Annotated in this window: 29 protein-coding genes and 1 pseudogene; 14 read left to right on the top strand and 16 right to left on the bottom strand. The window is 34.6% G+C overall.

The annotated features are described in order from the left end of the window. Positions 1-315 precede the first annotated feature (315 nt). Positions 316-1,230 carry a restriction endonuclease gene (locus ACQKOG_RS21500; RefSeq protein WP_402869398.1) on the bottom strand — a complete coding sequence of 305 codons (915 nt, stop codon included), beginning with the start codon at positions 1,228-1,230 and terminating at the stop codon, positions 316-318. Between the two features lie 643 nt (positions 1,231-1,873). Continuing rightward, a complete protein-coding gene (locus ACQKOG_RS21495; protein ID WP_402869396.1) occupies positions 1,874-2,125 on the bottom strand; it encodes a hypothetical protein in 252 nt (83 codons plus the stop codon). Positions 2,126-2,870: 745 nt separating this feature from the next. Here ACQKOG_RS21495 and ACQKOG_RS21490 point away from each other — a divergent pair. Continuing rightward, a complete protein-coding gene (locus ACQKOG_RS21490) occupies positions 2,871-4,337 on the top strand; it encodes a DUF7309 domain-containing protein (RefSeq protein WP_402869394.1) in 1,467 nt (488 codons plus the stop codon). A gap of 148 nt (positions 4,338-4,485) precedes the next feature. On the opposite strand, the gene qoxD is transcribed toward ACQKOG_RS21490, so the two are convergent. The 4 genes from qoxD to qoxA form a co-directional block, all read right to left on the bottom strand. Beyond that, positions 4,486-4,770, bottom strand: a complete 285-nt coding sequence (qoxD, locus tag ACQKOG_RS21485; protein WP_370042430.1) for a cytochrome aa3 quinol oxidase subunit IV — start codon at positions 4,768-4,770, stop codon at positions 4,486-4,488. 1 nt (position 4,771) lies between these two features. Then, positions 4,772-5,368 carry a cytochrome aa3 quinol oxidase subunit III gene (gene qoxC, locus ACQKOG_RS21480; protein WP_370042428.1) on the bottom strand — a complete coding sequence of 199 codons (597 nt, stop codon included), beginning with the start codon at positions 5,366-5,368 and terminating at the stop codon, positions 4,772-4,774. Next, on the bottom strand, positions 5,368-7,314 hold the full coding sequence (gene qoxB / locus ACQKOG_RS21475; RefSeq protein ID WP_370042427.1) for a cytochrome aa3 quinol oxidase subunit I: 1,947 nt from the start codon (positions 7,312-7,314) through the stop codon (positions 5,368-5,370). Before qoxB ends, qoxC begins: the two co-directional genes overlap by 1 nt. Positions 7,315-7,436: 122 nt before the next feature. Further along, the gene (gene qoxA / locus ACQKOG_RS21470) at positions 7,437-8,276 is read right to left on the bottom strand and encodes a cytochrome aa3 quinol oxidase subunit II (protein WP_370042425.1); all 840 of its coding nucleotides are present in this window, start codon (positions 8,274-8,276) and stop codon (positions 7,437-7,439) included. A gap of 417 nt (positions 8,277-8,693) precedes the next feature. Here qoxA and ACQKOG_RS21465 point away from each other — a divergent pair, with 417 nt between their 5' ends. The 4 genes and pseudogenes from ACQKOG_RS21465 to ACQKOG_RS21450 all read left to right on the top strand — a co-directional run bounded on the left by ACQKOG_RS21465 (position 8,694) and on the right by ACQKOG_RS21450 (position 12,540). Beyond that, on the top strand, positions 8,694-10,124 hold the full coding sequence (locus tag ACQKOG_RS21465) for a PLP-dependent aminotransferase family protein (protein WP_370042423.1): 1,431 nt from the start codon (positions 8,694-8,696) through the stop codon (positions 10,122-10,124). Between the two features lie 577 nt (positions 10,125-10,701). Continuing rightward, positions 10,702-11,346 carry a deoxyribose-phosphate aldolase gene (deoC, locus tag ACQKOG_RS21460; RefSeq protein ID WP_370078236.1) on the top strand — a complete coding sequence of 215 codons (645 nt, stop codon included), beginning with the start codon at positions 10,702-10,704 and terminating at the stop codon, positions 11,344-11,346. 60 nt (positions 11,347-11,406) lie between these two features. Further along, positions 11,407-11,937, top strand: a pseudogene (locus ACQKOG_RS21455) (hypothetical protein); the annotation flags it as partial. Between the two features lie 69 nt (positions 11,938-12,006). Next, positions 12,007-12,540, top strand: coding sequence for a helix-turn-helix domain-containing protein (locus ACQKOG_RS21450; protein WP_370078234.1), 534 nt, complete (start codon positions 12,007-12,009; stop codon positions 12,538-12,540). Positions 12,541-12,679: 139 nt separating this feature from the next. Here ACQKOG_RS21450 and ACQKOG_RS21445 read toward each other — a convergent pair whose 3' ends face one another. The 3 genes from ACQKOG_RS21445 to ACQKOG_RS21435 form a co-directional block, all read right to left on the bottom strand. Next, the gene (locus ACQKOG_RS21445; protein WP_370042418.1) at positions 12,680-13,120 is read right to left on the bottom strand and encodes a cell wall hydrolase; all 441 of its coding nucleotides are present in this window, start codon (positions 13,118-13,120) and stop codon (positions 12,680-12,682) included. 203 nt (positions 13,121-13,323) lie between these two features. Then, positions 13,324-13,641 (bottom strand): hypothetical protein, encoded by a 318-nt coding sequence (locus ACQKOG_RS21440; RefSeq protein ID WP_370078232.1) that lies wholly within the window; start codon positions 13,639-13,641, stop codon positions 13,324-13,326. A 406-nt stretch (positions 13,642-14,047) separates the two neighbouring features. Further along, positions 14,048-14,599 (bottom strand): ECF transporter S component, encoded by a 552-nt coding sequence (locus ACQKOG_RS21435; RefSeq protein ID WP_370078230.1) that lies wholly within the window; start codon positions 14,597-14,599, stop codon positions 14,048-14,050. 191 nt (positions 14,600-14,790) lie between these two features. Between ACQKOG_RS21435 and ACQKOG_RS21430 the strand changes: the two genes are divergently transcribed. From ACQKOG_RS21430 to ACQKOG_RS21420, 3 genes are all read left to right on the top strand, one after another. Beyond that, positions 14,791-15,639, top strand: a complete 849-nt coding sequence (locus ACQKOG_RS21430; protein WP_402869388.1) for a pyridoxamine kinase — start codon at positions 14,791-14,793, stop codon at positions 15,637-15,639. Positions 15,640-15,776: 137 nt separating this feature from the next. Next, on the top strand, positions 15,777-16,070 hold the full coding sequence (locus tag ACQKOG_RS21425; RefSeq protein ID WP_248717057.1) for a hypothetical protein: 294 nt from the start codon (positions 15,777-15,779) through the stop codon (positions 16,068-16,070). Between the two features lie 98 nt (positions 16,071-16,168). After that, entirely contained in the window at positions 16,169-16,579 is a 411-nt protein-coding gene (locus tag ACQKOG_RS21420) for a UPF0158 family protein (protein ID WP_402869386.1), read from the top strand. Between the two features lie 133 nt (positions 16,580-16,712). Here ACQKOG_RS21420 and ACQKOG_RS21415 read toward each other — a convergent pair whose 3' ends face one another. Further along, positions 16,713-16,967 carry a hypothetical protein gene (locus ACQKOG_RS21415; protein ID WP_402869384.1) on the bottom strand — a complete coding sequence of 85 codons (255 nt, stop codon included), beginning with the start codon at positions 16,965-16,967 and terminating at the stop codon, positions 16,713-16,715. A gap of 656 nt (positions 16,968-17,623) precedes the next feature. Between ACQKOG_RS21415 and ACQKOG_RS21410 the strand changes: the two genes are divergently transcribed. Beyond that, positions 17,624-18,826, top strand: a complete 1,203-nt coding sequence (locus ACQKOG_RS21410) for an alpha/beta hydrolase fold domain-containing protein (protein ID WP_370078222.1) — start codon at positions 17,624-17,626, stop codon at positions 18,824-18,826. Positions 18,827-18,889: 63 nt separating this feature from the next. On the opposite strand, the gene ACQKOG_RS21405 is transcribed toward ACQKOG_RS21410, so the two are convergent. Both ACQKOG_RS21405 and ACQKOG_RS21400 read right to left on the bottom strand, forming a co-directional pair. Continuing rightward, a complete protein-coding gene (locus ACQKOG_RS21405; protein ID WP_370078220.1) occupies positions 18,890-19,228 on the bottom strand; it encodes a CHY zinc finger protein in 339 nt (112 codons plus the stop codon). 45 nt (positions 19,229-19,273) lie between these two features. Beyond that, positions 19,274-19,846 carry a DinB family protein gene (locus tag ACQKOG_RS21400; RefSeq protein ID WP_370078218.1) on the bottom strand — a complete coding sequence of 191 codons (573 nt, stop codon included), beginning with the start codon at positions 19,844-19,846 and terminating at the stop codon, positions 19,274-19,276. A 526-nt stretch (positions 19,847-20,372) separates the two neighbouring features. Here ACQKOG_RS21400 and ACQKOG_RS21395 point away from each other — a divergent pair. Then, positions 20,373-20,852: a hypothetical protein gene (locus tag ACQKOG_RS21395; RefSeq protein WP_370078216.1), complete on the top strand. Its 480-nt coding sequence runs from the start codon at positions 20,373-20,375 to the stop codon at positions 20,850-20,852. A gap of 48 nt (positions 20,853-20,900) precedes the next feature. Then, entirely contained in the window at positions 20,901-21,431 is a 531-nt protein-coding gene (locus ACQKOG_RS21390; RefSeq protein WP_370078214.1) for a hypothetical protein, read from the top strand. A gap of 86 nt (positions 21,432-21,517) precedes the next feature. Here ACQKOG_RS21390 and ACQKOG_RS21385 read toward each other — a convergent pair whose 3' ends face one another. From ACQKOG_RS21385 to ACQKOG_RS21370, 4 genes are all read right to left on the bottom strand, one after another. Continuing rightward, entirely contained in the window at positions 21,518-21,724 is a 207-nt protein-coding gene (locus tag ACQKOG_RS21385) for a hypothetical protein (protein ID WP_370078212.1), read from the bottom strand. 105 nt (positions 21,725-21,829) lie between these two features. Next, the gene (locus ACQKOG_RS21380) at positions 21,830-22,096 is read right to left on the bottom strand and encodes a S8 family serine peptidase (RefSeq protein ID WP_370078210.1); all 267 of its coding nucleotides are present in this window, start codon (positions 22,094-22,096) and stop codon (positions 21,830-21,832) included. 20 nt (positions 22,097-22,116) lie between these two features. Continuing rightward, complete coding sequence (locus tag ACQKOG_RS21375; protein WP_370078208.1) at positions 22,117-22,419, bottom strand: hypothetical protein; 303 nt, start codon at positions 22,417-22,419, stop codon at positions 22,117-22,119. A 1,076-nt stretch (positions 22,420-23,495) separates the two neighbouring features. Next, the gene (locus tag ACQKOG_RS21370) at positions 23,496-23,669 is read right to left on the bottom strand and encodes a YvrJ family protein (RefSeq protein WP_083227054.1); all 174 of its coding nucleotides are present in this window, start codon (positions 23,667-23,669) and stop codon (positions 23,496-23,498) included. A gap of 210 nt (positions 23,670-23,879) precedes the next feature. On the opposite strand from ACQKOG_RS21370, the gene ACQKOG_RS21365 reads away from it, so the two are divergent. The 3 genes from ACQKOG_RS21365 to ACQKOG_RS21355 all read left to right on the top strand — a co-directional run bounded on the left by ACQKOG_RS21365 (position 23,880) and on the right by ACQKOG_RS21355 (position 25,057). After that, positions 23,880-24,122 carry a glutaredoxin family protein gene (locus ACQKOG_RS21365; protein WP_427448228.1) on the top strand — a complete coding sequence of 81 codons (243 nt, stop codon included), beginning with the start codon at positions 23,880-23,882 and terminating at the stop codon, positions 24,120-24,122. Positions 24,123-24,262: 140 nt separating this feature from the next. After that, positions 24,263-24,853, top strand: a complete 591-nt coding sequence (locus ACQKOG_RS21360) for a sigma-70 family RNA polymerase sigma factor (RefSeq protein WP_427448227.1) — start codon at positions 24,263-24,265, stop codon at positions 24,851-24,853. Between the two features lie 3 nt (positions 24,854-24,856). After that, the gene (locus ACQKOG_RS21355; RefSeq protein ID WP_370078202.1) at positions 24,857-25,057 is read left to right on the top strand and encodes a hypothetical protein; all 201 of its coding nucleotides are present in this window, start codon (positions 24,857-24,859) and stop codon (positions 25,055-25,057) included. The last annotated feature ends 459 nt before the right edge of the window (positions 25,058-25,516 follow it).

Here is a 25,516-nt window from a genome sequence, read left to right as displayed (position 1 = left end):
CATACTAACACCTCAGTATTAGTATGAAATGGAAGAGCATTTTTGTACATCGTTATTCAAGCAGGAATGTACATATTTAAATTAGCATTTATAGTTGGCACGTAAATATGCATATATTCCTTCAATAATTGATGTATATAGTACACGAATAGAAAACAAAATTATGATTTGAAAATATTAATTCTTTATTTAAGATAGACAGCAGTATTAAATATATTATCGAAAATAAGGGCAATTACAAAATTCTGTTGAACATAACAGATGGTCAAAAAAATGCAGCAATCTTCGAATGAAGCTCGCTGCATTTTCTTATTATTAGCTCTCCTCAAAAAAGTCTAAATCTATACGCTTTATCGTAAAGGTTTGAACACTCGATACACCTACATTGTATAAAAACATTAACTCAGTAAGTTTCATTCCATCAATTAAAATTAATGATTTATCAATACTCTCGGAATATGCAATGGCTTCTTTTGTGAAGCGAGATGTAGTGATAAATATACCTTTGTTAGCTTTAAAGCCTACCAAGCTTCCAACAAATGCTTGGATATCAGGTCTTGAAACTGGGTTTGCCCAACGTTTTCCCTGTAAGTAGATTTTATCTAATCCTAGGACGTCTTCTTTGACAATGCCATCGATTCCACCATCGCCAGATTTTCCTACGGCTTTCCCAGCATCTGAAATCGATCCCCCGTAACCCATTGCGACGATTAAGTTTACAATTAGTTGCTCAAAGAATTGAGGAGAGCATTTCATAATTTTTTCTAATAGTTCAGTTTGCAAGGACTGCTTTAAGATTTGATAGTTTTCATTCATAATTTCTAATGGGGTTCTGGAATCCTCAGAAATAACTGTTTTTATTTCAGAATCTGTGGAAGGTTTTGTACGATTTTTAAATTCTAAAAATTGGGGGTAGCGTTCTAATACGTTCTGATTGATTTCTTTAACAGACGAATCTTGAAGAAGTTTAAAGCCTTCGGGTGTAATTTTAAATACAGCGCGTTTTGGACTGTTGATTAGACCAGCATTTTTAAGGTAAGTACGTGCCCAACCTATTCGATTAACGACAACTGTTTGATTTCCACTAGGGAGAAGTTCTTCTACTTGTTCTTCTGATAAATTGAAATATTGAGGTAAAAATTCATATAATTCTTTTAATGTATGTTCGTTTTCATCTTTTAGATATTCTAAAAAAGGAAACATAAATTGTTCATATGTAGGTATTTGCAAGTAAGTCATCCCTTTGTATTAATTTTAAAAGTCTGTGTTTTTATTTTACGATAATTGTATAAGATATGGGACATAATGTTATGTACTTATATAAATTATTAGGAAAATATATAAGTTAAAACTATATGGGCGTAAACTTTGGACCATCTATAGAACCTGAGAATTATGAGAGCATAATTAAAAAGCTCAATAGGTATGGTAGGGTTACCATATAATATTGAGCTTTATAGTATCAATTACTATTTTCTAAAATGTATTTCATCTTCTTTTTATATTGAATAAAGACATCGAGCCAACCCCAACTACAGCGATACTTAAGTAAATAGTAGAAAATAGATTTTCGTCTACTTTGGTAAAAAGTGGGGATAGACTAGTTATGAACATCACGCCGCATTTCATTCTAAATTTTATTCAATGTAATAACTCTCCCTATTCGTATAAAGGTGAAAAGAAACAAGTTATTGCTAAAGGCCATATATATCGATTACATTAAGTCAATTTTTGGAAGTTATAAAAATGATTCGACTTTGAATTTAATTGAGGCAATTACTACCTTAATGATTAACAACTTCACCTACTACATATTTAATATCTCCACTCTAAATTAAACTAATAAACTTAAATATATTTAATTTAAACTAGTTTAATTAATATTTGTGTTTTTTTTAAACAAAGATACTAATGCTATAATTAAAAATGCTATAGCTAATGTTTTTGTAAATTCCTTATAATCATTAGGTATATATTGACTTGTAATAAACGTTATTACTGCCATTACTATATAAGTTAAAATGCTTTTTAATTTTGTATTTTTTATTTTAAATAAATACATTAATGATTCAGCAAATGAAACGATAAGTAATAAAATAAATATATTTATTAGTATATAACCCAAAGATTTCACCTTCTTTTAAACGATTAAAAAAGGATATCAAAGAATTGATACCTTGTATTGATACCCTTTTTTATAAAATTAAATTTTTCTATAAAATTGTCATTATTTTGTTTTCATAATCATTCTTCTTTACTTTTTCCCCGGGATGTTAATACCATACCATTAGCTATAAATCTTTCAAAATCAAGTTTTGTCGATAATTGAACGAAATTTGATAAAAATCAGAAAAAATAGGCTCTGATTGGAGTTTGAAATCACAGATGATCCTTATAAGAAAGAAAAGAAGACTAGTAAAAATTCGACTTATTTATTTAATTAGAGGTATTAAAGTCCTTATAAAGTCCTATAGATAACCCTATGCCACCAGTCTATAAAAGTTTCAAAATCAACTTTTGTCAATAATTGAACAAAAATTGATAAAAGTCAGAAAACTATATTTTGCTTTCTAAAATGTGGATTTTATAATTACGATAAAGCGCTGTTACTAGACAACTTAGGCTGTTTTTCACAATTAACACGACAAGTATTGAGGTATGTGACAATTGGTGAGAAATAGATTTCGAAGTATTGCAGAACGGATAGGTTGTTAGTAAAGTGAATAGAAAGTGGTTCACTTTGAGAATAGCTACAAAGTAGAAGTATTTAATGAAGAGATAGAGCAAGTGATTATTGCATTTGTGTGTGAAAGCAGATTAGCAATAGCTTCATCAGCATCCTTTAACAAATAGAAGAAGGAGGGTAAACAATGATACAGTTGCATATTGAAAGTAAGAAAAAACCGGAGATTTATCGAAAGTTATTGTTACCGAAGAGCAGTAGTTTTTCCTTGCTAGATGAAATTATATTACTAAGTTTTGATTTGGATGGGGCAGACTATTTTGATTTTGAAATGGTTAAAAAAGATGGACGAGTATCTAAAGAAAAGATTTGTTTTTTACCTAAAAATGATAAGGAATTAGATACAGATGAAGAGTTGGTCGATGAATGGCTTCGAGAATCCGGTGATGAAGCCATTGCACATGTAATTGATAATAGTGCATCATTTACTATTCGATTAGAGAGCAATGAGGATTTACCGATGAGCTCTGAAACTCCTTTATGTATTGCTGGAGCAGGCAATATTCATACAGGTAAAATGGACAAGATTGATTTGGAGGAAATTAATGAACTGATACGGGAGGATGAAGAGGCAAATAGTTTACTAGAAAACCTGGAGCCAGATTATCTTACTTTATTGGAGCTTACTAATGACCTAAAAAAATTAAAGCCATGGCAATATTTAAGGGATGATGAAGTCGTAGCCATTCACTTTGAAGATGTAGATTACAAAGTACTTGTTTCTGTTATGGGAGCTGGTGGTGAAGAGTTTGGATTAATGATTTTTGACATGGAGCTTGGCTATAATAGCTTAGAAAAAATTCTTTTTGAGAAAAATTTATCGAGCGATTTCTCCTATGGTTTAAATGCTTTAACTGTGAATTTTGTTGATAGAGAAGAATTAGATACAGCAGATTATCTGCTAATTAAAGATTATGGGCTGTCGTATAGAGGGAAGAAGAATTGGATTCAATTCCGTAGCTATCTGGAGGGAACGCATCCTGAAAGACCAAATTATCTTGAGGTAGAGCTTTTAATTGATGTTGTAAGTAGGATGATTAATATTACAGAAGCTCGGAAGGATGACTGGGAATATCCGCAGCTAGCTGCACATCAATATCCAACGTTTAAAGTGCAAATGGATGGTGAGTTACAAGAAATCTATATTTTGCAAATAAATATGACGAAGCCAACGTATGAGTGCTACGAGGAAATATCAATGTTTGAAAAAGCAAAATATAAGAAAAAACCTAAAAGTGCATTACAATTAGAATATGATTTATTTTATATGCCTTTTGGCGTAGAGTCGGAAGAAACGAACCGCACTGTTTATCCGATTTCTGGTATGCTTGTTGAACGAGGAAGCAATTTAGTTATTGAACACGAAATGCTTTCTATGCCTAAAACGCCACCAATTGCACAAGGCATGTTATGGGCATTTTTACAAGGCTTAGAGGTAAGACCAAGTAAAATATTTGTCTCTAAAGAATTAAGACCGATGCTTCAGCCACTAGCAAAAATTGTCGGGGTGGAGCTTGTAGAAAGTGAACTTCCTGGCATTCGAGAAGTGAGAGAATTTTTGAAAACCGTACCAATGAATTTATTTGGAGAATAGCGCAAATATTTTCTCAACATTATATAGTAAATTTACTTTTACTTGAACAGATAAAAGGTACACAAATATATAATTTATTAATTAATTTCGTATGTAATAAAGCAGACAAATACTTCTATCAGAGTATTTGTCTGCTTATATAATGATATTATAAATATCCCCAAACCATACATAATATTGTCCCGAATACTGTAACAAGGGCAATAATTAAAGCATAGTAAATGTTTGTAAAGATTGCTCCTTTATCCTTCGTTTCACTTGCGTGCATAAACACAATCAGTTGAAGGGTTGCCTGAATAAATGCTGTGACAAGTAAAATCGTCATAATAATGGGAAAGGATACATCCAGAAAATAAACACTAACTGCGATTAAAGTTAGGATTATTGAAAGTGCAAAACCTATTACTTGTTTAAGAGGGAATAAATTGCTCATTTTATACCATTCCTTTCAAGTAAATGAAGCTGAATATAAAGATCCAAACGACATCTAAGAAGTGCCAATATAGGGAGAAAATAAAAGCTTTATTAGCTGTTTGTGGAGTCAGTCCACGTTTTATTAGTTGTAGGACAATAAGGAATCCCCAGAATACACCGAATGTTACGTGACCTCCATGAGTTCCTAGTGTTGTTAGTAATATAGCTGTGAAAGCACTTGTTTGTAGTCCTGCACCAATATGAATGTAGTGAGCAAACTCAGCAACTTCAAAACCTATAAATGCTAGACCAAGAAGTAGTGTGATCACGAAGAATGTAATCATGGCCTTCTTGTTTTCATGTCGCATGGCATGTATTCCTAACCCGATCGTAAAGCTACTTGTTAGGAGTATAAATGTTTCAAATAGGACAGGCGCGAGTTCGAAAATCTCTGCCCCAGTTGGACCGTTACCAACACGATTAAATAAAACGAAGTAACCTGCAAAGAGCGTTCCAAAAAGCATAATTTCGGCGCCTAGGAAAATCCAAAAACCGAGAATGTTTAATTGATTCTGTTGTGTACTATATTCGAGTGGAAGTGTTTTATCAATCTTCATTATTTAGCACCTCGCAATTGCGTTTCTGTTTTTATTACTTCTTCTACAGATACGTAATGTCCGTGATCTTTTTCTAAAGAACGTAAAGCCATACATATAAATATCCCAATGGTAGTGATGATCGTTGGAATCCACATTCCGAATACAAAAGAAAAGCCCCAAGCAAAGAAAATACAGCTTAATATAAATGGGACACCGCTGTTATTTGGCATATGAATTTCTTCATATTTATCTGGGAATAAAACATGATTATTATACTTTGAATCCCAGAAAGCTTCAGTAGAGTTAACATGCGGTAAAATAGCAAAGTTATAATGAGGTACAGGATTTGGCGTAGCCCACTCTAGTGAACGTGAATCCCATGGATCTGAGCCAATATCTCTTGATGCGTAACGAATACTGTAGTAAACGTTATAGGCGATTAAGGCAAATCCAATTGCTAGGCCAATTGCACCTACAAACGAAATCATATTCCATATGCCAAAACCAGTTTCTTCAGTGTATGTGTACATACGACGTGCTTGTCCATCGAGACCTGAGAAGAACATTGGCATAAACGCCACAAGCGTACTAATAGCGATAATCCAAGCTGTCAATTTTCCGATTTTTTCATTTAATATAAAGCCAAACATTTTTGGCCAATAGTAATGTAAACCGGCTAACATACCGAATACAACACCAGGAATAATAACCATATGGAAATGAGCCACTAGAAACATCGTATTATGATATTGATAGTCAGCAGCTGACATTCCGAGCATAACTCCGGTTACTCCACCAATTGTAAAAGTGGGGATAAATAGTAATGAATAGAGCATTGGAGTCGTGAATTCGATTTTTCCTTTCCAAAGTGTAAATAACCAGTTGAAAAGCTTAACTCCTGTTGGAACGGCTATCGCCATTGTTGTAATAGAGAAGACACTGTTTGTTAAAGCTCCTTGTCCCATCGTAAAGAAATGGTGCGTCCATACTAAAAATGATAGGAAGGAGATAATCACCATTGAGCCAACCATAGATTTATATCCATAAAGGTTTCTCTTAGAAAAGGTGGAGATAATTTCACTGTAAATACCGAACGCTGGTAACACTAGAATATATACTTCAGGATGTCCCCAGACCCAGAAGAAATTGGCCCAAAGCATATCCATACCACCACTTGTTGTTGAGAAGAAGTTAGTTCCAAATAAGCGGTCCATAGTCCCCATAGCAAGTGCTACTGTTAATACAGGAAAAGCGAAAACGATAATAACATTAGCTACTAAAGCAGACCATGTAAACATTGGCATTTTCATTAATGTCATACCAGGTGCTCGCATTTTAAGAATCGTTGCGATCATGTTAATACCAGTCATTAATGTGCCCAATCCAGAAATTTGTAGAGCGAATAAATAATAGTTAGTACCTACTGATTGGCTATAATCGTTATTCGCTAGAGGGAAGTAATTTGTCCAACCTGAATCAGGTGAACCACCAATGACAAAGGAAATGTTTAGGAGCATTGCCCCCATAAAGAATAACCAAAAACTTAATGCGTTTAACCTTGGGAAAGCTACGTCACGAGCCCCGATTTGTAATGGTACAACGAAGTTCATAAATGCCATAATGAAGGGCATTGCCATAAAGATGATCATCACAGTCCCATGAGTAGTGAATACTTCATTATAGTGCTGAGCATCAAGTAATTTATTATCAGGTACAGCTAGTTGAGCACGAATCATAATCGCATCTGCTCCACCGCGGAAAAGCATTAGTAATGCAGAGATTAAATACATAATCCCAATTCGCTTATGATCAACTGTCGTTAACCATTCACGCCATAAATAGCCCCATTTTTTAAAAAAAGTTAATCCGACAATGATTGCTATAATCGTTAGTGCAATGGCAACCATTGATCCGTAAATCGCAGCACTTGGATGAGGTATAGCAAATCGTTCAAAGAATTCCATAACGATTAATACTCCTTTCAAGAGTTCTATAGTAAAATAGTGGAATTTTAATAATTAAATGATTCATCATAAGAATTAGTGGTGTTTGAATGAACACTATTCTAATGAATTAGAAACCTGTGTTAATGTTCACCATGTTCACTGTCTGGTGCCGGATAAAATGTTAAGTGAGTCCCATTAAACGAAGCTTCATCCACATGACCTGGCTTTAGTAAATTATCAAATTTTTCTTCCGTTATTTCTGGAGAAGTATTTTTAATGTCCTTTACCCAGCTATCAAATTCTTCCTGATGTACTGCTTCGACTCTAAAAGTATTTTCAGCAAATCCTTTACCACTAAAACTTGCGTTTCGTCCCATATATTCACCTGGTGTGTTAGCACCTAAATGCAATGTATTCACCATATCTGACATTGCATATTTTTGCCCCCCAAGCTGCGGAATCCAGAAACTTGTAATAGGTCCGTAAGAGTAGAGTTTAAACTCAATTGGACGGTCAACAGGAATATACAGATAGTTAACTGTTTCAATGTTTTCTGCTGGATAGCTAAAGTGCCATTTCCAGTTAGATGTTGCAGCATAAATGACAAGAGGTTCTTTGTCCTTATATTCTGCAGGTGTTGATTCAACCTTATTGTTACTTTGAACTGAAACAATTGATAGGAATATAACGATCAATACAGGTATACCAACACAAATTATTTCAACTAGTGTACTTCCTTTAATGTAGGGAGGTTTATAGTTTGCGCTTTGTTTAGACGCGCGAAATCTAAATAACATATAAGCTAAGATGACATACACAACGATAAGGATAACGGACATAATCCAAATCGATAGCATTATATCTTTAGCTTGTACTTGACCCTGAGGCCCTTTTGGATCCAATACTAACAACGGTTCACACCCTGTTAATATAGTGGCAATAGTGAAAAAGCTAATGAAACTGATCCACATCTTTTTCATAGACAAACCCCTTTCAATTATTCTTGTATGTTTTAAAGGCTAATAAGGGTTTGTGCGGAATTTGATTCACAATTCGAGTTTCATATTAGTTGCATAAAAATCGAAAGGCAAGAAAATATGAAATCTATCACAAAACGTTCTCAAATGAAAAAAATATTTTGATATAATTTTTTTGTGAAAAAAGGGATTATATCAAGCTTTTAAAATGCAAGAAGTGGTTTGATAAACAAAGTGGATGGTTAAATTAAAGGTTAAATGGGTGGTTTATTATGAGTGTGATTTATTTAAAATAATTCTTTTTAATCGAAAAGATTAGAGGAAGTTATTGCAGTTTGATAAAAGAGAATACAGGATAATTCTATTGAACCCCCATTTTTGGGGATAGGAACAATTAGGAATTTTAAGGAGAGAGTTTTTATGGATTGGAAACCAGATCGAGAATCAAAGAAAGCTATATATAAACAACTTGCCGAATATATTGAAAAAGGGATAGCAGATGGCACATTTCCGGCTGATAAATCCTTACCGTCTGAAAGGTTTTTAGCTAAAGAATTTAATATAAACAGAAGCACTGTTGTAAGTGCATATGATGAGTTGGAATCCAATGGACTGATTGAAAGAAATAGAGGAAGCGGTACAACAATCAGTAAAGACATCTGGGGAATTACAAATAAACGCATTCCTAGTTGGAATAGATATATTGAAGCGGGGCCTTTTTTACCTAATCAACCTGTAACGCAGAGAATAAGAAAAGAAGCGGTTGAACATAAACTAATCAATTTAGCTAGTGGAGAATTGTCAGAGGATCTTTTCCCGTTGGATTATTTAAGGGAGATTACTTTTACCCGTTCTTTTATCGGGAGCTTAGGATATGATCATCCACAAGGGAATGAGATATTTAGAGAAACAATAACGAAACATATGAGACAGTATCGTCAAATAGAAACCGATCCCGCTTCCATTCTCATTACATCTGGTGCACAACAAGCCATACATTTAATCGTGCAGTGTTTGTTAAAACCAGGAGATGCAGTTGCGCTAGAAGAGCCTTCATACAGTTATAATCTTCAAATTTTCAAAACAGCAGGCATTCAAATACATTATTTATCTGTGGACAAGGATGGCATAAAACCAGAAGATTTACGCTCATTATATAAAAAACATCGAATTAGAATGATTTTTTTAAATCCTGATTTTCAAAACCCTACAGGTTCTGTCATGAATGAAAAGAAAAGACGAGATATTTTAGACATATCCTCCGAACTAGGAATCCCAGTAGTAGAAGACGATCCATATAGTTTAACAGCTTTTACAGGGAGAAAAATCCCTACACTTAAATCAATGGATGTTAACGGAAATGTTTTATACATTAGCTCATTGTCCAAAATTGTTGCCTCAGGACTAAGAATTGGCTGGATTATAGGGCCCAAATCAGTAATAGAAAGATTATCCGATGCAAAACAGCAAATAGACTTTGGTCATTCAAGCTTTACACAATGGATTGCTAATGATTTTTTAGAATCAGAAAATTTCCAATCTCATATGAATAAATTAGTTGTGGAATTAGAAAAAAGAAGAAATCAAATTGTTAAAAGTCTTACTCATTATTTAAAGGATGAGGTGGAATTTTTTGTTCCTCAAGGGGGGATTCATATCTGGTGTAAAATATTAAAAGACTTTAATGAAGTCCAATTACTTGAGACATCCATTAAAAGAGGAGTAATTTATGTCCCCGGTTCTACAATTGGGTCTAAAAAGAATTTTGTGCGTTTTACTTTCTCAAGGGAAGATGAAAAATCAATTGAAGAAGGAATCAAAAGGTTTGCAGAAGCACTTCATTCGCTTTAAACTTTAAACTATTTTGATTCTTTTTATTGAAAAACTAATGAAATTTAGGTGTCAGTTAAGTATGACCCTCTGGCAAAACGAGGGATTGATTTACGTAGTGCTAAAGAAGTGACAGCAACAGATAATTTTGGTGCGAACCTTAACCATTTTATTTTTTAACACTATGAAAATTTCACATCAGAAAAGCGCGAGAAATCAATGTTTCTAAAATTGATTTCTCGCTTTTTTTTAGGATTTGACCAGTTTTGTCTCTTTTTTTAATTATAAATGGATGGGTAAAAAACAAATGTACTGGATGGTCAAAAAAATGATAAACCCTTTATTATAAGAGACATGGGTAATTTAACATCCATATAGGCTAAAATAAATGGTTTATAAATTAAATATGTGGAATGATTCACAATTCACAATTATCTTTTCACATAATGGTTTTAGAAATGAAAACAAATGGATTAGGCTTGAAAAAAGTAGCATTAAATGAAAATCCTCTTGGTCTATCATAAAAAGCTCTTGAGGTAAAAAAACGCAGATCACCTAATTTCACTAAACATATCTTGAAGATGGAGTTGATATATTTATGGACTATCCAAAATTAATAGACCACACATTACTTTCACCTTGTACTACCGAAAAAGAAATAATTAATTTATGCCAAGAGGCAAAACAATTTTACTTTGCGTCTGTATGCGTGAATCCTGCTTGGGTAAGCTTATCTGCAGATCTTTTACGTGAAACAGATGTTAATATTTGCACAGTTATAGGATTTCCTTTAGGTGCGAGCACTACTGAGACGAAAGTATTTGAGACTCTAAATGCAATTGGTAACGGGGCTACGGAAATAGATGTAGTGATTAATATCGGGGCATTAAAAAATAAAAACAATATGCTAGTTGAAAAAGAAATTAGTAGAGTTGTAAACGCTGCAAAAGGAAAGGCCCTAGTAAAAGTTATTATAGAGGCATGTCTATTAACGGATGAAGAAAAAGTACGTGCTTGCGAAATATCTGTAAAAGCGGGTGCGGACTATCTTAAAACTTCCACAGGTTGTTCTCTGCACGGAGCAACTGTTGAAGATGTTGCGATCATGAGAAAAGCAGTTGGACCAAATGTTGGGGTCAAAGCATCGGGCGGAGTACGTAACATCGATGATATAAAATTAATGGTTGATGCTGGTGCATCTAGAATAGGCACTAGTTCTGCTGTAAGAATATTAGATTTATAGTTAGCAATCGTCTCCAAGGTTGCAAAATTCTTTGCAACTAAGCTATGGAGAGGTCGAATTATTATAGCGGTTTTCATTTTCACGCTCCTCTTAATGCGTGGTGTTCTCCTATTTGGATTAAATAAGGGATTGGTAAAGAAAGTGCCAATTCAGTATAAGTATATGTTGGTTTTTATATTCCTCAATTTGGTTTGGATTGATTCAGTCACGATTGTTGGTTATGAGCAGCTTGCGGTCATCCTTGTCGCCGTGTATGAAGTGCTTCAAAAACCAATGTACAGTAGCAAAATGGCGTTTAAGCAAGTATTGCTACTGAACATATCAACAACTGTAGGAACGCTTTTGTATTTGAATATTAATTCTTGGATACTCATTACGATTTTAGCTATGTTGCTAATGTTTATTTTGTTGCATATCGTTGGCATCCGTTTACCAGCTGTGTATGCTTTCCCTCTGCTTACTTTTGTATTACCTGCAGACATTGTGACTAGTCTTCCGGTAGGTATATTGGTTGCCACGGTATTTTTCTTTGGTTCCGTGTTGGCCATTAAAAAATGGGAAATGACGAGAAATAAAAAGAGAATGCAATAAGAAAGAAAATTTCTTATTTTGATATGACCCGTAAATATGTGTCTTAACTAACATTAATGGGGTGTTTATATGTCTAAATTTACAGTTGAAATAAAATTAAACGCAGTGAATCGTTATTTAAATGGAACAGAGACTTATAAAGAGATTGCAGAAAGTATTGGTTCAAATCAAAATCAAATTATCACATGGGTAAAATTATTTAAGGCTCAAGGGATTAAAGGTTTTGAAAAAAGTTATACAACGTATCCTGTTCAGTTTAAACTAGACGTACTAAACTTTATGAACGAAACAGGTGCTTCTTTTCTAGAAACAGCAAGTAAATTTAATATATCTTCTCCGAGTACAATATATCAGTGGACAAAGCTATTAAAAACACAAGGACTAACAGCTCTAGAGCCAAAGAAAAGGGGACGTTCTCCCAAGAAAAAAGAAACCAATAAGAAGCAATCCAAAAATGTAAGAGAAGCTGAAGGCTCTCTTGAAACATTACAAGCAAAAATTGAGCGTTTAGAAATGGAGAACGCATACCTGAAAAATACAAATAAAATTAAATCACAAACAATATTTGAACTAAAGCACAAGAATGGCGTGGTAGATTTTTAAATAATATCTACAAAAAAATATTGATACAAAAAAGACAAACTACTTGGGTAGAATGTCTTTTTTTTATTTATAGACTTTAATATTTTGAGACTGTAAAAGGCTCAACAGAAAAACTGTAACAAAAAAGGAAAATAGCTACCTATCCTTGATAAACACTTTCACATGTATCAGGTGCTGGTTCATAGAAGCAATGATTTTTAAATTGACCAGTAAAAGGTTGACCGTACCATGTTGGAGGACATGGTGCGTATGGATTGAAATACCAAAGTGCGTATTTCGCTGGATGATCTCGCCAATAATCCAGAGTCAATTTTGCTAATCTTTTTTCATTAGGTCGCGCTCTTTGGTAAAACATATTACCTTTTTGAACAGCTTCAAAAGAATAATTTCCTCCCTGTACCTGATAAATGACATCATTAATGGTTCTTAAATCTTTAAAGTCTGGACACTCTGCTATAACACGATTCACAATGACATTGCCAACATATAGCATTCCTTGATTTCCTTCACCTACAGCTTCTGCTCTCATCATCCTTGCCACTAAGTCAACGTCAGAATTTATATATTTTACTCTTGGCATTTTTTCACCTCCACCATATAGTATGAAAAAAAACCTTCATTATTGAAAATCAAATTTATTCATTCAGAAAAGGTTGAAAAGTCATTTCGAAATACTTTTGTGAAAGTGAGCTAACAATTCCCTTTAATTTAGCTTTAGATTTTGAGCATTCTATATTGAAAACGCCAAGTACAAGCAGTTATGCTTTATAACACATGATTGTTTTAATGCTTTTTAACGAATGTATAAATATTTAAAATAACTCCTATAACGAACATAATTATTGCATTTAATGCAATGATCACCGCTATAAATCCTCCTGCAAAAGCAATCCCTTCTCTTGTGTTATCTGGTTCAAAGGCTTTAGCATAACTGACCCCTAAATACACAAAGCTTCCGACTATTACTGGGATTAAAACCGCCATGCCAATTGCAGAAGCCCATATAGGGATCTTCTTATTTTTGTATAAATAGGCTGCTAAATAATCACAAACTACAATAGATAGTAATAGAACGATCCAAACGATAGCATCTCCGTTCATTCCTAACCACTCCTTAGGTTAATTCAATTTTACTCGTGGCATTTTCGCCCTAAAGATATAGTATGGAAAAAATCCTCCATTATTGCGACTTGAAATTTTAAACGAAACGCCAACCAAAAAACACGTCATCTATGCTGTCAGCAAAACAACAAGATGGCGTGTTTATTTTGTAGTAATCAATTATGCCTCGGCATAATTGCGTCCGGAATCGGCTTTGTGCTAAGGCCTGCGTGAGGGCCGACACGATGTCGGTCATTTCGGTAATGCCACAGGACGTGGCGTTTTTACCGATGCAGGTCAGTTAGCCGTTATCGCATGGATGCGATGATTTTAGGCTAACATCCTTTAAGAACTCCTTTCCGATTCCGTGACATCCGCCAGAGGCTTTAACTTCTTTTGAAAGAAGTTAAAAATTCTTTTTAAAATACGGTGTTTTTTTCATCACGATACATACAGGAATAGCGATAATTAAACCGACAACGTTTTGGATTACGTCTCCTGGAATGGATGCTAAAGGGGCAACCCAGCTTTTGAACATAATCGCTTGCCCGATATAGTAGACTGCCATCATCACAGGCATTGAAACAGCTGCTGCGAAAATGTTTAACCCAATATTGTCGCCTCTATGACCTTTAGACCAAGCGATTTTCCCAACGATGGCGCCTTGTAATGCGCGGGAGATTATTGTGGTTGGCGCCCAAATTAACCAGCCACCTACGATATCGAATAAGCCCATTCCGATTGCTCCAGCAAGTGCTCCCTTTTTAGGACCAAATAAAATCGACGCGATCAAAAGCATGGATGTCCCTAAGTGAATAAGTCCACCTTGCCCGAATGGTAGCTTTATATTAATGAACATTGTCGCGACGAAAACAAGTGCTGCAAGGATTGAAGTAATGACTAAATCAAATGTTTTCGTACGTGGTTTTGTATAGGGTTGACTTTGTATATTTTGCATTTGCATGTCCTCGCTAGGATGAATTTTTTAATAATTTTTACTTTAGCAAAGGACTGACTATCATAAAAGTGCCAATTTGATAAAAATATTAAAGGTCAGTTTGTTTTTCTATAAGGGAGTGCATTTTCGCATCTATCTAATTATGATACGATGAAGAGAATACATGCAGGATTAGTTAGGTGGAGAGTATGATGAAAAAAGTTGCTGTAATTCAGGATATGTCATCCTTTGGGAAGTGCTCGTTAACGGCTGCGATACCTGTGCTGTCAGTGATGGGTGTTCAGGCGGTGCCATTACCAACTGCAATATTAACGGCGCAAACAGGGTATTCTAGTTTTTATTGTGAGGATTTAACGTCAAAGATGGACTACTTTGTGGATGAGTGGAGTAAGCTTGGTGCGACTTTTGATGGTATTCACACAGGTTTTGTGACAGGGAAGGAGCAAATCGATAATATCTTTCGGTTTTTAAACGTCTTCCACTCGAGTGAAACAACGTTGCTTGTCGATCCGGTAATGGGCGATTTGGGCGAGGTTTATAAAATGTATACAGGCGAGTTGCTTGATCGTATGAAGGCGCTGGTGAAGTGTGCAGATATTATTACGCCAAATATTACAGAATGTTGCTTGCTTACGGGTTTATCATACGAAAAGCTACAAAGCTATCAGGACGATTCAGATTATCTTCAGGCTTTAGAGGAAGCGGGCCATCAGCTGCAGCAGGAAACTAGAGCGAACGTTATTATTACCGGTTTGAATCCGCCGCCAGCAGATGCGAATAAGCGCTATGTAGGCAATATGTATATCGATGCACATCGTTCATTTTCTAGCATCCGAGAATATAACGGCGAGAGCTATTCAGGGACAGGTGATTTGTTTGCATCCGTCATTATGGGTGGCATGATGCGCGGGCAGGATTTAGTTGAGTCGATGAAGCTTGCGGAGACGTTTTTAGCCGTTTCAATTGAAGCTACGTCGAAGGAGCAGATTCCTCGCGAAGCAGGCGTGAATTTTGAAAAGTTTTTACGAATGCTACTTTAGAAAAGTCAGGGTTTTTATAACTGCGTTGTTACATGGGGATTCATCAGTTTATTGAAGGTAACGCCCGTACGAATTGATGAGGGATGGATTTTTAGTAAGAAGGTAATAATGAAAATCATGAATTAGGGAGGTGTATAATGGATTCAATTAGATATTATGTAGTGCAAGTAGATAATCGCTATTACCAGGGGGAAATTGACCTTCTTACATTTACGGATGACGAAGAACAGGCCTTTGCGTTTACGGATATTGTGGCGGCAAACGAATTGGCTAATGAGGTCAATGGAATCGTCCTGACAAGAGAAGTCAGTTATAAGGAGCTAGAAGACTTCTCAGCACAATATCTGGTTGAGTACGAAGCATTGCCAAAAGAAGAGCGTGACACGATAGAATCGTTTTGTAGGGAGCTCAGTATAGGAATGTTTGAATAAATGCCGAATCGAATCTTTTCGGCTCTTTTTTATGCAGTTTTTGACTGAGCTTAGGCATTCTACCCCTGTCCGTGTAGCACTAATATGAGGTGAGGAAATTGAAACTACTAGATGAACTTGTGGATATATTTTTAAATGGAAATGATAATGGCATATCGTATGTGTTAAATCGTCGAACGGGTGAAGTACTTTTGGATGCGCCAGAATTTATAACTGGTGAGCCTGAGATTGATTGGGATGATGAGGAAGTGGCTGTGGATTTAGTGATGATTCCAAACGTTTCATCATCTGAAATGTATGATGTCATGGTCAGTTTTGCTAAAAAGCAATCAGATCCGATTACGATGCATTTAATCAATGTACTTAACGGAAGAAAACCTTTTCGAATTTTTAAAGAAAAAATTAATGAATTAGGCATCGAAAATCATTGGTACCAATTTGAACAGGATTATGCTATGAGTAGAATGACAGAGTGGCTAAAAGAGTTTTCCGAAATTGAAGACAGTTAAGCAATAAGTATTTTGAAAATTAAATGCATGTGGAAAAATGAGGTAGCGTAGCAGTGTAAAACACATCCCGAGTAAGTATGAGACGAACAAATTGCCACTATAAGAGAAATAGCCTTGAAGGCAAACTTCAAGGCTAAGAAGGATTTTTTACTAATTTAGTTTTTATGAGCGAGAAAACATGCATTATTTTATTTGTAATCCAAAGCGCTACTAGGACAATAAACGCTGCGATACCATGGCGCACAAATGGTGTCACTTCAGATAACGGATATGGATTTACCGGTCCCGGTTCTGGAGTTGACATCAAATAATATATGATTCCACGTTCTGAAATCACAAGAGATATTACAATTATGATAAAAAAGAGTATTACTTTTATTATCTTCATTTTCTAACTCTTTAGATTTATGAATTATTTTATAATCAATGATTTTTTTAGACGAACTTAAACACCTTAAACATTAATAATTTTCGGAATTTTTTGATTTTATAAATTCTCCTCTTTTCTTTTTTGTGATGTGAATACCATACCATTTGCAATAAAGTTTTATAATCAACTTTTGCTATTTTATTGTCAAAAATTGATAATTCAGATAACTTGACTTAACTCATTCCTTAATGTTTTAAAGTGATGTTCAAACTAGATTAATGATGCTTTACTTCCAATTAAACAGAGGGTTTTCCTAAGATTCTTTTTGTTTTCATCACGGCACTCCTGCTTTTCTTTTTTGCTTATGTTATTACAAAACCATCAGCTATAAAGTTTCGAAATCATTTTTTGTATATTTTTCTACAAATTCTGAAATTTGAGGACAATCAGCTACAACTCTGGGATTCGCGCATGTTACATACAGAATAAGGTGCTTTAAACATGCAGATTCCAGGTAACCACAACGGAGTCTTTGAACAATGGAGATTGTTATTCCTAAAGTTTTCAATGTGGCATATCATTTATATTAAAGTATGGATTTTGAAATATTTACTAGAAATCTTATGTTTTAAGGCATTATAAAAATATGGTGTAGTATGGGGGATTTTTAAAAGATGGATCAGACAAAAGCAAATTTAAATTGGCGACCTAGAGGTTTTCTTCAGTGGCTACTCACAATCCTCTCTGTGATAGTATGTTTCATTATCATTATAGTGGCATACTATATTTTAAATCCAAGTAATATGGATAAAATAATGAGTCTACTTGCATGGGGGGCTTCTATATTTCCGATTATTCTAGTAATTACAGCATTAATAATAATAGTTTTACTAGCTCTTTCTTTTTGGAAGAAAACCTTAATTGCTCTTACTGTTCTAATTCCTATTTTGTTGTTATTAATTTTTTTAACTGTGCAGCCAATTAGTAATATGAAAAGCTATGCCAAAAGCGAGAATGTATCGGTTTCTCTTAGCTCACTTTTTTTCTATAAACAAAATATCTCAACAAAGCCTAGTGTAGATGTGGTGTATGGGAAAACTACGGACGGCATTGAATTAAAGCTCGATGTGTGGCCAGCAAAGAAAAAATCAGAGGATGTTTTAACACCTGTCATTGTTCAAGTGCATGGGGGTGGTTGGGTAAGTGGAGATAAAGGCCAAGTTCAAGACTGGAATCAGTGGATGAATGATCAAGGGTACACTGTTTTTGATGTCCAATACCGTATGCCTCCTGAAGCAGGTTGGAAAGATGAAGTAGGGGATGTTAAATCGGCGTTAGGTTGGATCGTGCAACATGCAGATACGTATAAGATTGATCCGAACAGAATCATTTTAATGGGTGAGTCTGCTGGGGGAAATCTAGCTATGCTTGCTACATATAGTATGGGAGATAAGCATTTACCACCATCAACGGATGTACCGGATGTACCAATCAAGGCGGTGATTAACATGTATGGGCCGTCAGATATGACTTTGTTTTACAAGAGCAATCCAAGTATGCATTATGTCCAAGATGTTATGAATAAGTACATTGGAGGTTCACTATCTGAATACCCTGAGCGTTATAAGATGCTTTCCCCTATATGCTATATTCAGGAAAATACGCCACCAACTATTACGTTTTTAGGAACGGGGGATCGTATTGTTCCTGTAGAGCAGGCGAACGTTTTAGACGAGAAACTGACTAAAAGCGGTGTAGCGCATGAGCTTTATCTTCTTCCAAAGGTCGATCATGGCTTTGATGCAAATCCAGGTAGTTTGAGCACGCAATTTGCCAAGGAGAAAGTAAAAGCATTTCTTCAAAAGTATGATAAATAATCATTACGCATAGATCCTAAGAGGAAACCTTTGAAGGCATTATCCCTTCAAAGGCTTTTCTATTTAGAAAGTACATGTAGAATTATTATTATCCGTCTCAAAGTATATATGAAAATGCTTACTGCAATTTGGGTTAAAAAGTGTATTACAATGCTTACAGTTTGTGCTATTCATATATTCACGAATCGTTAATTCACTTTTACATACGCCACAAAATATTGCCTTTTCATCAAAGTCTTCTTTCTTCCACGGCTGAATCTTATGATTTGAATTTTCCTCATGACATTTATAGCAAGGATAATATTCTCCACAACATTTAAATTTAAGTGAAATTGTATCTACCTTATTAAAATAGTGCTTACATCTTCCTTGATCATCAATAACATTTCCTAGAATCTTCATATTTCAAACCTCTTTTCATAAATAAAATCTACTTATTTTTTTGTTTTAAATTAAAACTTCGCTAGATGCACTCAATCGATTATATTGCCCCTCCATTATTCTAAAATGATGTTTTTCGTGGATGGCAAGGAGCTGGATAGATTGAATAAGGTTAGGATAGTGGGCAATGGGATCTGGAAAGATAATATGCCCGGCAATATCCTCCTCAATATTTTTTACTAATTCTTGCATTGCGCTCGTTTCGTTTACTAGTAATTGTTCGATTTCAGCGGTGCTCAAGGTAAAACGAATTTTTGTAGGAGGCACTAATATTCCTGGTGCTCTCATGCCTCGTCCTTTTTTGTTTTTATATTCCTCGTAAATATCATGTATTTCAGTAGCGTAAGGCTTGTTTCTTCGCATTTTTGCGTAAGGGGTGAGTAGTAAGGAAAATTTTGTTGCTGTTTTTAGCATTTTTAGGATGAGATAAAGGTGATAGAAATGTTCACCGATAGACCATTTTTCTTCTTTCTCACGATGCCAGAGTTGTTCCAGCGAGAGTGATTGAATACAAGGTAGGTAGTGTATTCGCTGCTTCTGTAATGTATGAAAATGATGCGCCATAGTGTTAGATTTCATAATTTAGAATCTCCTTTATGCTGTCATTTCCATTTTAGGGAGTTTTGTGGTGAAAGTACATGAAACTGACTTGGTCGGAGATTCCTACGACCTTTACAAATATATAGCTACTTATTTGTTGGTGAACCAGTCGAAAAACACTATGAAACCAACAATGTATAAAATACTGTATACATAATAACTAGTGATTCAACCAAAAAGGCAGTAATGACAAGGGTTTGCCCTTTGTCGTTACTGCCTAATTCTAATGATGCGTAAACTCGTTTTGTATGTGAGTGTATAAGGTTTTATGGGTTTTCTCCAAGAAAAGTTTTAGGGGCAAAGGGGGTAGTAGCATGTTTATGTAACATTAGTAGAACATCTATTTCATAAGCATAGCGAGTGTTCTATAATTTAAACTAAAAATTTTGGTTGCCTATCCGATATGATAAAAGAGGTGTTATTGTAAAAAAATACTAACAATAACAATGTTAGGTTTATTTTTGGTAATAATACCTAATTATCTTTACGAAGGAGGATCATTGAAATGAAATTTACGAAATTCTTTAGTTTTCTGCTTGTAGTAGTAATGATGTTTTCGTTCACAACATCTACAACACTTGCTGCATCATCTTCAAAAACGGTTACTTCTAGGGATACAATGAGTCTAACTCTTGCTCAACAAACAAGTGGAGATTCTAGTGTAGCTACATTTAATTTTTCTGGATTACCATCTGATGCTGTAGTTACTAAAGTGGTAGTTGATGCCAATAGTGGTCTCACATATGGAGGTAACGGAGCAATTGTTTCTAATAGAGTGCATATCAAAAATGATTCTATGGACAATTATACTTCTGCCCCTTGGGGTTCGCTTAATAAAACTGAAATAACTACTGGAGTTATAGGACAACCAGCTGCCGGTACATGGTCTATTTATTATAATGGGACAAATGTAAGTATTTTAGCAGGTAGTTCATGGAAGAAATATTCCTCTCCAAAATTAACTGTTTACTATAACTATGAGTAAATAATAATGTAACTAATTATAATGTTCTCTCAAATATAGGAGGTACAAATGCGATTTCCAACTATAAGTAGTGATGCATTAAAATTGTTAGGTGTTGAAAGTAAATTAACACCTATTTCAATGCCAAGTTTTTCAGGAATAAATGCGATGCCGACAAAATCAGCTCCAGCGATGAGTGAAGAAAAATATAAGGAAGCAATTATTGCACAAGCTAAAAAAGATTTTGAAAATGACAAATTTGGTGGGCATAAAAATTCTTCTTATAGGACATTAAAGAAGAGTTTTGTATCTGTAGCATCACCTGATCGTAAAGGCTCGATAGCACAAATGTTAAGGCAATTACCATTCATGCAGCGTGGAAATGTGAGCTATTTAGAGGTGAAGGATGCGAGGGGGAATATTACTTCTACCTATTCGCCCCATAATGGTTGGCATGCGATTGGTACACGAGAAGAACATCTCCGTGAAAGTGAATTTAATTCGATTTATACAGAAGCTTGGCGCTCATTTAAAGCAGCAAGTCAAAATAATCAAAGTCATATCAGTACATCCAGCGGTTCTATTGATGTGTCCGTTTAATGGAGCTTTTAAAAAGTCAATTTAAGATACCATTATCAAGTAAACCCCTAGAATCTTTTCTAGGGGTTTTGTGTCGTATATAGCTGCTAGCGCTTGCCCGTTTTATTTTTCAGTAGCTTCAAACTCAGGACTATATTGATTATTGATAAAGGGAAAGCTAACCAAAACCCTAAATGACCAAAGCGTTCCATTTGAATGGGTGATTGATTGTAAAAATAATTATAGGTAATACCTAGAACAAGTAAAATTGACAGCACTATATTGGTCGATGCAATTTTATTGTTGCTAGTCATAATTGCCTCCAATCGATCCTTTTATTGATGTATAGTATGCTTGGAATAAAAATCTGCTAAAGAATTTAAACGTCATGGCCTTGATTACATTCCTTAAGTAGTTACTTATTTCAATTGAATAAAACCATTTCCAACTTGATTGATTGAGAAGTTTTCCAATGGAAGAGCATGCGACAATAAGTAATCATACACATACATAGGAATCAAATGTGGCTCAGTACGATTTATCATCTTTATAATAAGTGCAGCGGCACCAGCAACAAAAGGCGCTGCCATAGAGGTTCCGGTCAACTCTACATAATCACTGTTTAAATGTATAGCGCCCCCTGAGTAACAGGTGGGCGCTATTTGACGCTTACAAATGAAATTCATATGAAAAGCAATAAAAGCTGTTACGCATCCGTTGGCTTAATAGATTTAGCTTTCCCTTTTTTAAAAATTCCTAAAAGAAGAAGCACAAGTCCAGTTAAAAATAGAAGTGGAAACATGACCATCATTAGTGCGACCGCCGCAAACCCCTCACCTTCATATCTCCCATACAGAATAGAAACAACCCCTGAGAATAAAGGAGCAATTACTAACATCATAGTTATTCCCCAAAGTATATATTTCTTTTTATTCGATTTACCAAGACCTATCATAAAAGCTACTCCTAGTACCAATACTAATCCCAAAGCAACTAATCCAATTCCCAATTTAGACCCTCCCACCCTTCATTTAAATTTCGGCAGATGTTTGAACACCCGCTGACGCTTCGCTTTAAGTACAAAAAATACTTGCTGATAGAAGTTAAATGTCATGGAATTAATTAGAACCTGGATAGATGAGCCAAAGTTAGAAGGTGCTCCGCCTATTTTTTGTACTATTCTGAATTTATTTACTACAATAAAAAATTTGTATTTTATTGAACAAGCGCCCCAGTTCAACATTAGATATTAGGATATATATTTACTTCACTTCCATACAAGAAAAAGCCAGTACAATTAGAACCGTTTTGTTCAACACCAAATACAGTTAATGAATTCTATCGCATTTTACCATAATATACAAGATGTAATTTTTGCTTTCTAAGAAAAATAAGGCTTATCACAATAACGTGTGGTTGATTTCAGTTCCGACTGGGCGCTTTTCTGAGGCGTTCGATGAGCCGCTTGGGCCTACACGGTAGAACAGTTAGAGTGTTTCTTTATTTTGTTTTGGAAAAAATTAATTTTTAGGACCTATTCGCTCACCTTTTGTTAACCAATTCCAAAACATCTCGAAAAACTTCACCTTTTTTTGTAATAAATAAGGAAGGCCAATAAACAACAAATACAAAAAAGCAAGAACCAACAATCCATTTAATATGCTGTTCATCTGTGTAGCAATAAATATACTAAGGATTATTATAAGAAGATATAGTATAGCTATTCTCTTGTAGGCTATCATAAAATTCCCCTCCTGTTCATACAATCATACATTAATTGGATGAAAGATGTAAGAAAATTGGCAATGGAATATTCCGTTAAAAATTAAAACCCACCAAATAAAATTAGGTTGTCTATAACCTAAATTATTTGGTGGGTTTATTTGTAAAAAGATCATATTTCATTAGTATGCTGACAATATTCACGCAATAAATTAGAAGAAGTACTGGCGTTTTTAATAAGATTTATTAGTAAATCGCGTTCTTTTGGAGAAAGACTATCATTAGTTAAGCAATTTGTATAAAATGATTGAATTTCTCTCGCTTTACAGTAACAAGCCAATAATTTTTCAATTTCTATATGGATCACCCTCCTTTTTTGTAATTAAGAGATTTTATAACTTCAGATAACTCCATGATGACAGCCTCTAATTTATCTATTTTCCTTTCAAAGCGAATGAACAAATAGACTGTTATGGCAATAGGGAACCCAAAATTTCCTATTAAGCTAATCCACATGGGAACATTTTCTGGTGTCATAATGTAAATCACCCTCCCTCTTGTTCAAAATCCGTGACATCTGCTGGACAGACCCTTACCGCTTGGCTATATCACCAAAATTTTAATTGTAATATGTAAAGAGAATCTTTCTATAATAAAGACAACCTTCCAGTTGAAAAATATTATTTTGTGCATGGTTTCGTTTTTAATGTTTTAGTTCTCTTTATAGAAAAAAAGGAGGTCTCTAAGATGAAGTATGATTTAACGGTATATTCAAGCGATGGATGTCAATATTGTGTCAGGTTAAAGGAATGGTTAGAAGCAAATAATATTACTTATATTAATAAGGATATTAATGAAGAGCACGTATTAAAGGAGTTTAAGCAATTTAATAGTAGCGCTATCCCATTTACTTTAGTAGTCACTGATAATAAAGCGGAGGAAATTATAGGTTATCAGCCAGAGAAAATAAAAGCTATTTTAGATAGTTGAAGAAGTTGGATTAAATCACCTCTTTTGTATAAAAGGTGATTTTTTTATTCTCTTTTAAGAACATTTGTTCTTATTTTGGTTTATAATATAGATACTACATTCACTTTATATAGAAAGAGGGCGGATATAGGAGGGATTAAATGGAGAAAGATAATCAAAAAATAGAGGAATTCTTTTATAGAAATAATGAGCAGGTTAACAATCCAATTATAAAAAGCTTTTTGTCGGATCCCCAAAATCTTTATTTAGTGCAAAAAGCAATTTTATATCCAACTGAAATTAATAGGGAACTCGTTGATGAATCTTTTCAAACTCACTATATCAATGTTAGGAAGACCAAATACGTCAGTAATTTAATTTATTTCTTTAGCTTAGATTTTGATAAAAAAAGGAGAAATCTGCAAAAGCATACTTTATTAATATTAGATAAGGGCTTATCAGAAGAAGGTGGCACGACTGCAAAAGAGCAAATAGAAGATGCAAGCATTGAAAAGGAACTTGATACTATTGTTGGGGAAGGGCTATTAGACAATATTGAAGATGAACAGCTTTTAAAATCCTTACAAAAACTAACGGTTAGACAGCTCCAAATTTTAGAGATGATTTATGTAAAAGAACTTTCTATAAAAGAAGTAGCTCAAACATTACGAACAACTCCACAGAATATATCAAACCTTCACAGGAAGGCTTTAAATAAACTCAATAATACACTCAGAAAAAAAGAGGAATGACTTATGGCAAATTTTGAAAATCAACATAACGAAGAGACTCTAACGATTATAGAGAATTTCATACCTAAAATTAAACATTGTTTGCACAATACAGATTATCAAGAAAGGGAAGACTTGGAGCAAGAAATTAAATTGAAAATTATAGAAAAGCTTGCAACAGTAAAGTTTCAAGATGCGCCTAGCTTTTGGGATTTTTTCTCGTGAACTATATCCAAGGTGGTTCGGGTTGGAAACCTAATTAAGTTCTTGGCAAATCTGATCAGTTTGAGTAAATAGTTCTTGGTAAATCCGATTGTCTCGAGTTAGTGGCAGATCTCTTTCACGTCATACCCGAGCAGGGTGAGGTATAACCTGATCACATTCGTGGCTTATCCAATCAGATTGAGGTACCACCCAATCACATTCGTGGCTTACCTGATCAGATTGGGGTACCACCCGATCACATTCGTGGCTTAGCTGATCAGATTGGGGTACCACCCGATCACATTCACGGCCAACCCGAGCAGATTAAGTAGCCACCTGATCACATTCGCAGCCTACCCGAGCAAATTGAGTAGCTACCCGATCACATTCCTGGCCAACCCAATCACTTCAAATTGCAGACACCTCAAAAAAAACGATGCACATAGCGTAGACACTATGTACATCGTTTTATTGATTAAT

Source organism: Lysinibacillus sp. NPDC093216 (assembly GCF_050280325.1).
Classification (GTDB): domain Bacteria; phylum Bacillota; class Bacilli; order Bacillales_A; family Planococcaceae; genus Lysinibacillus.
The sequence above is the reverse complement of the archived record's forward strand: the minus strand, read 5'-3'. Positions and strand labels throughout refer to the sequence as shown.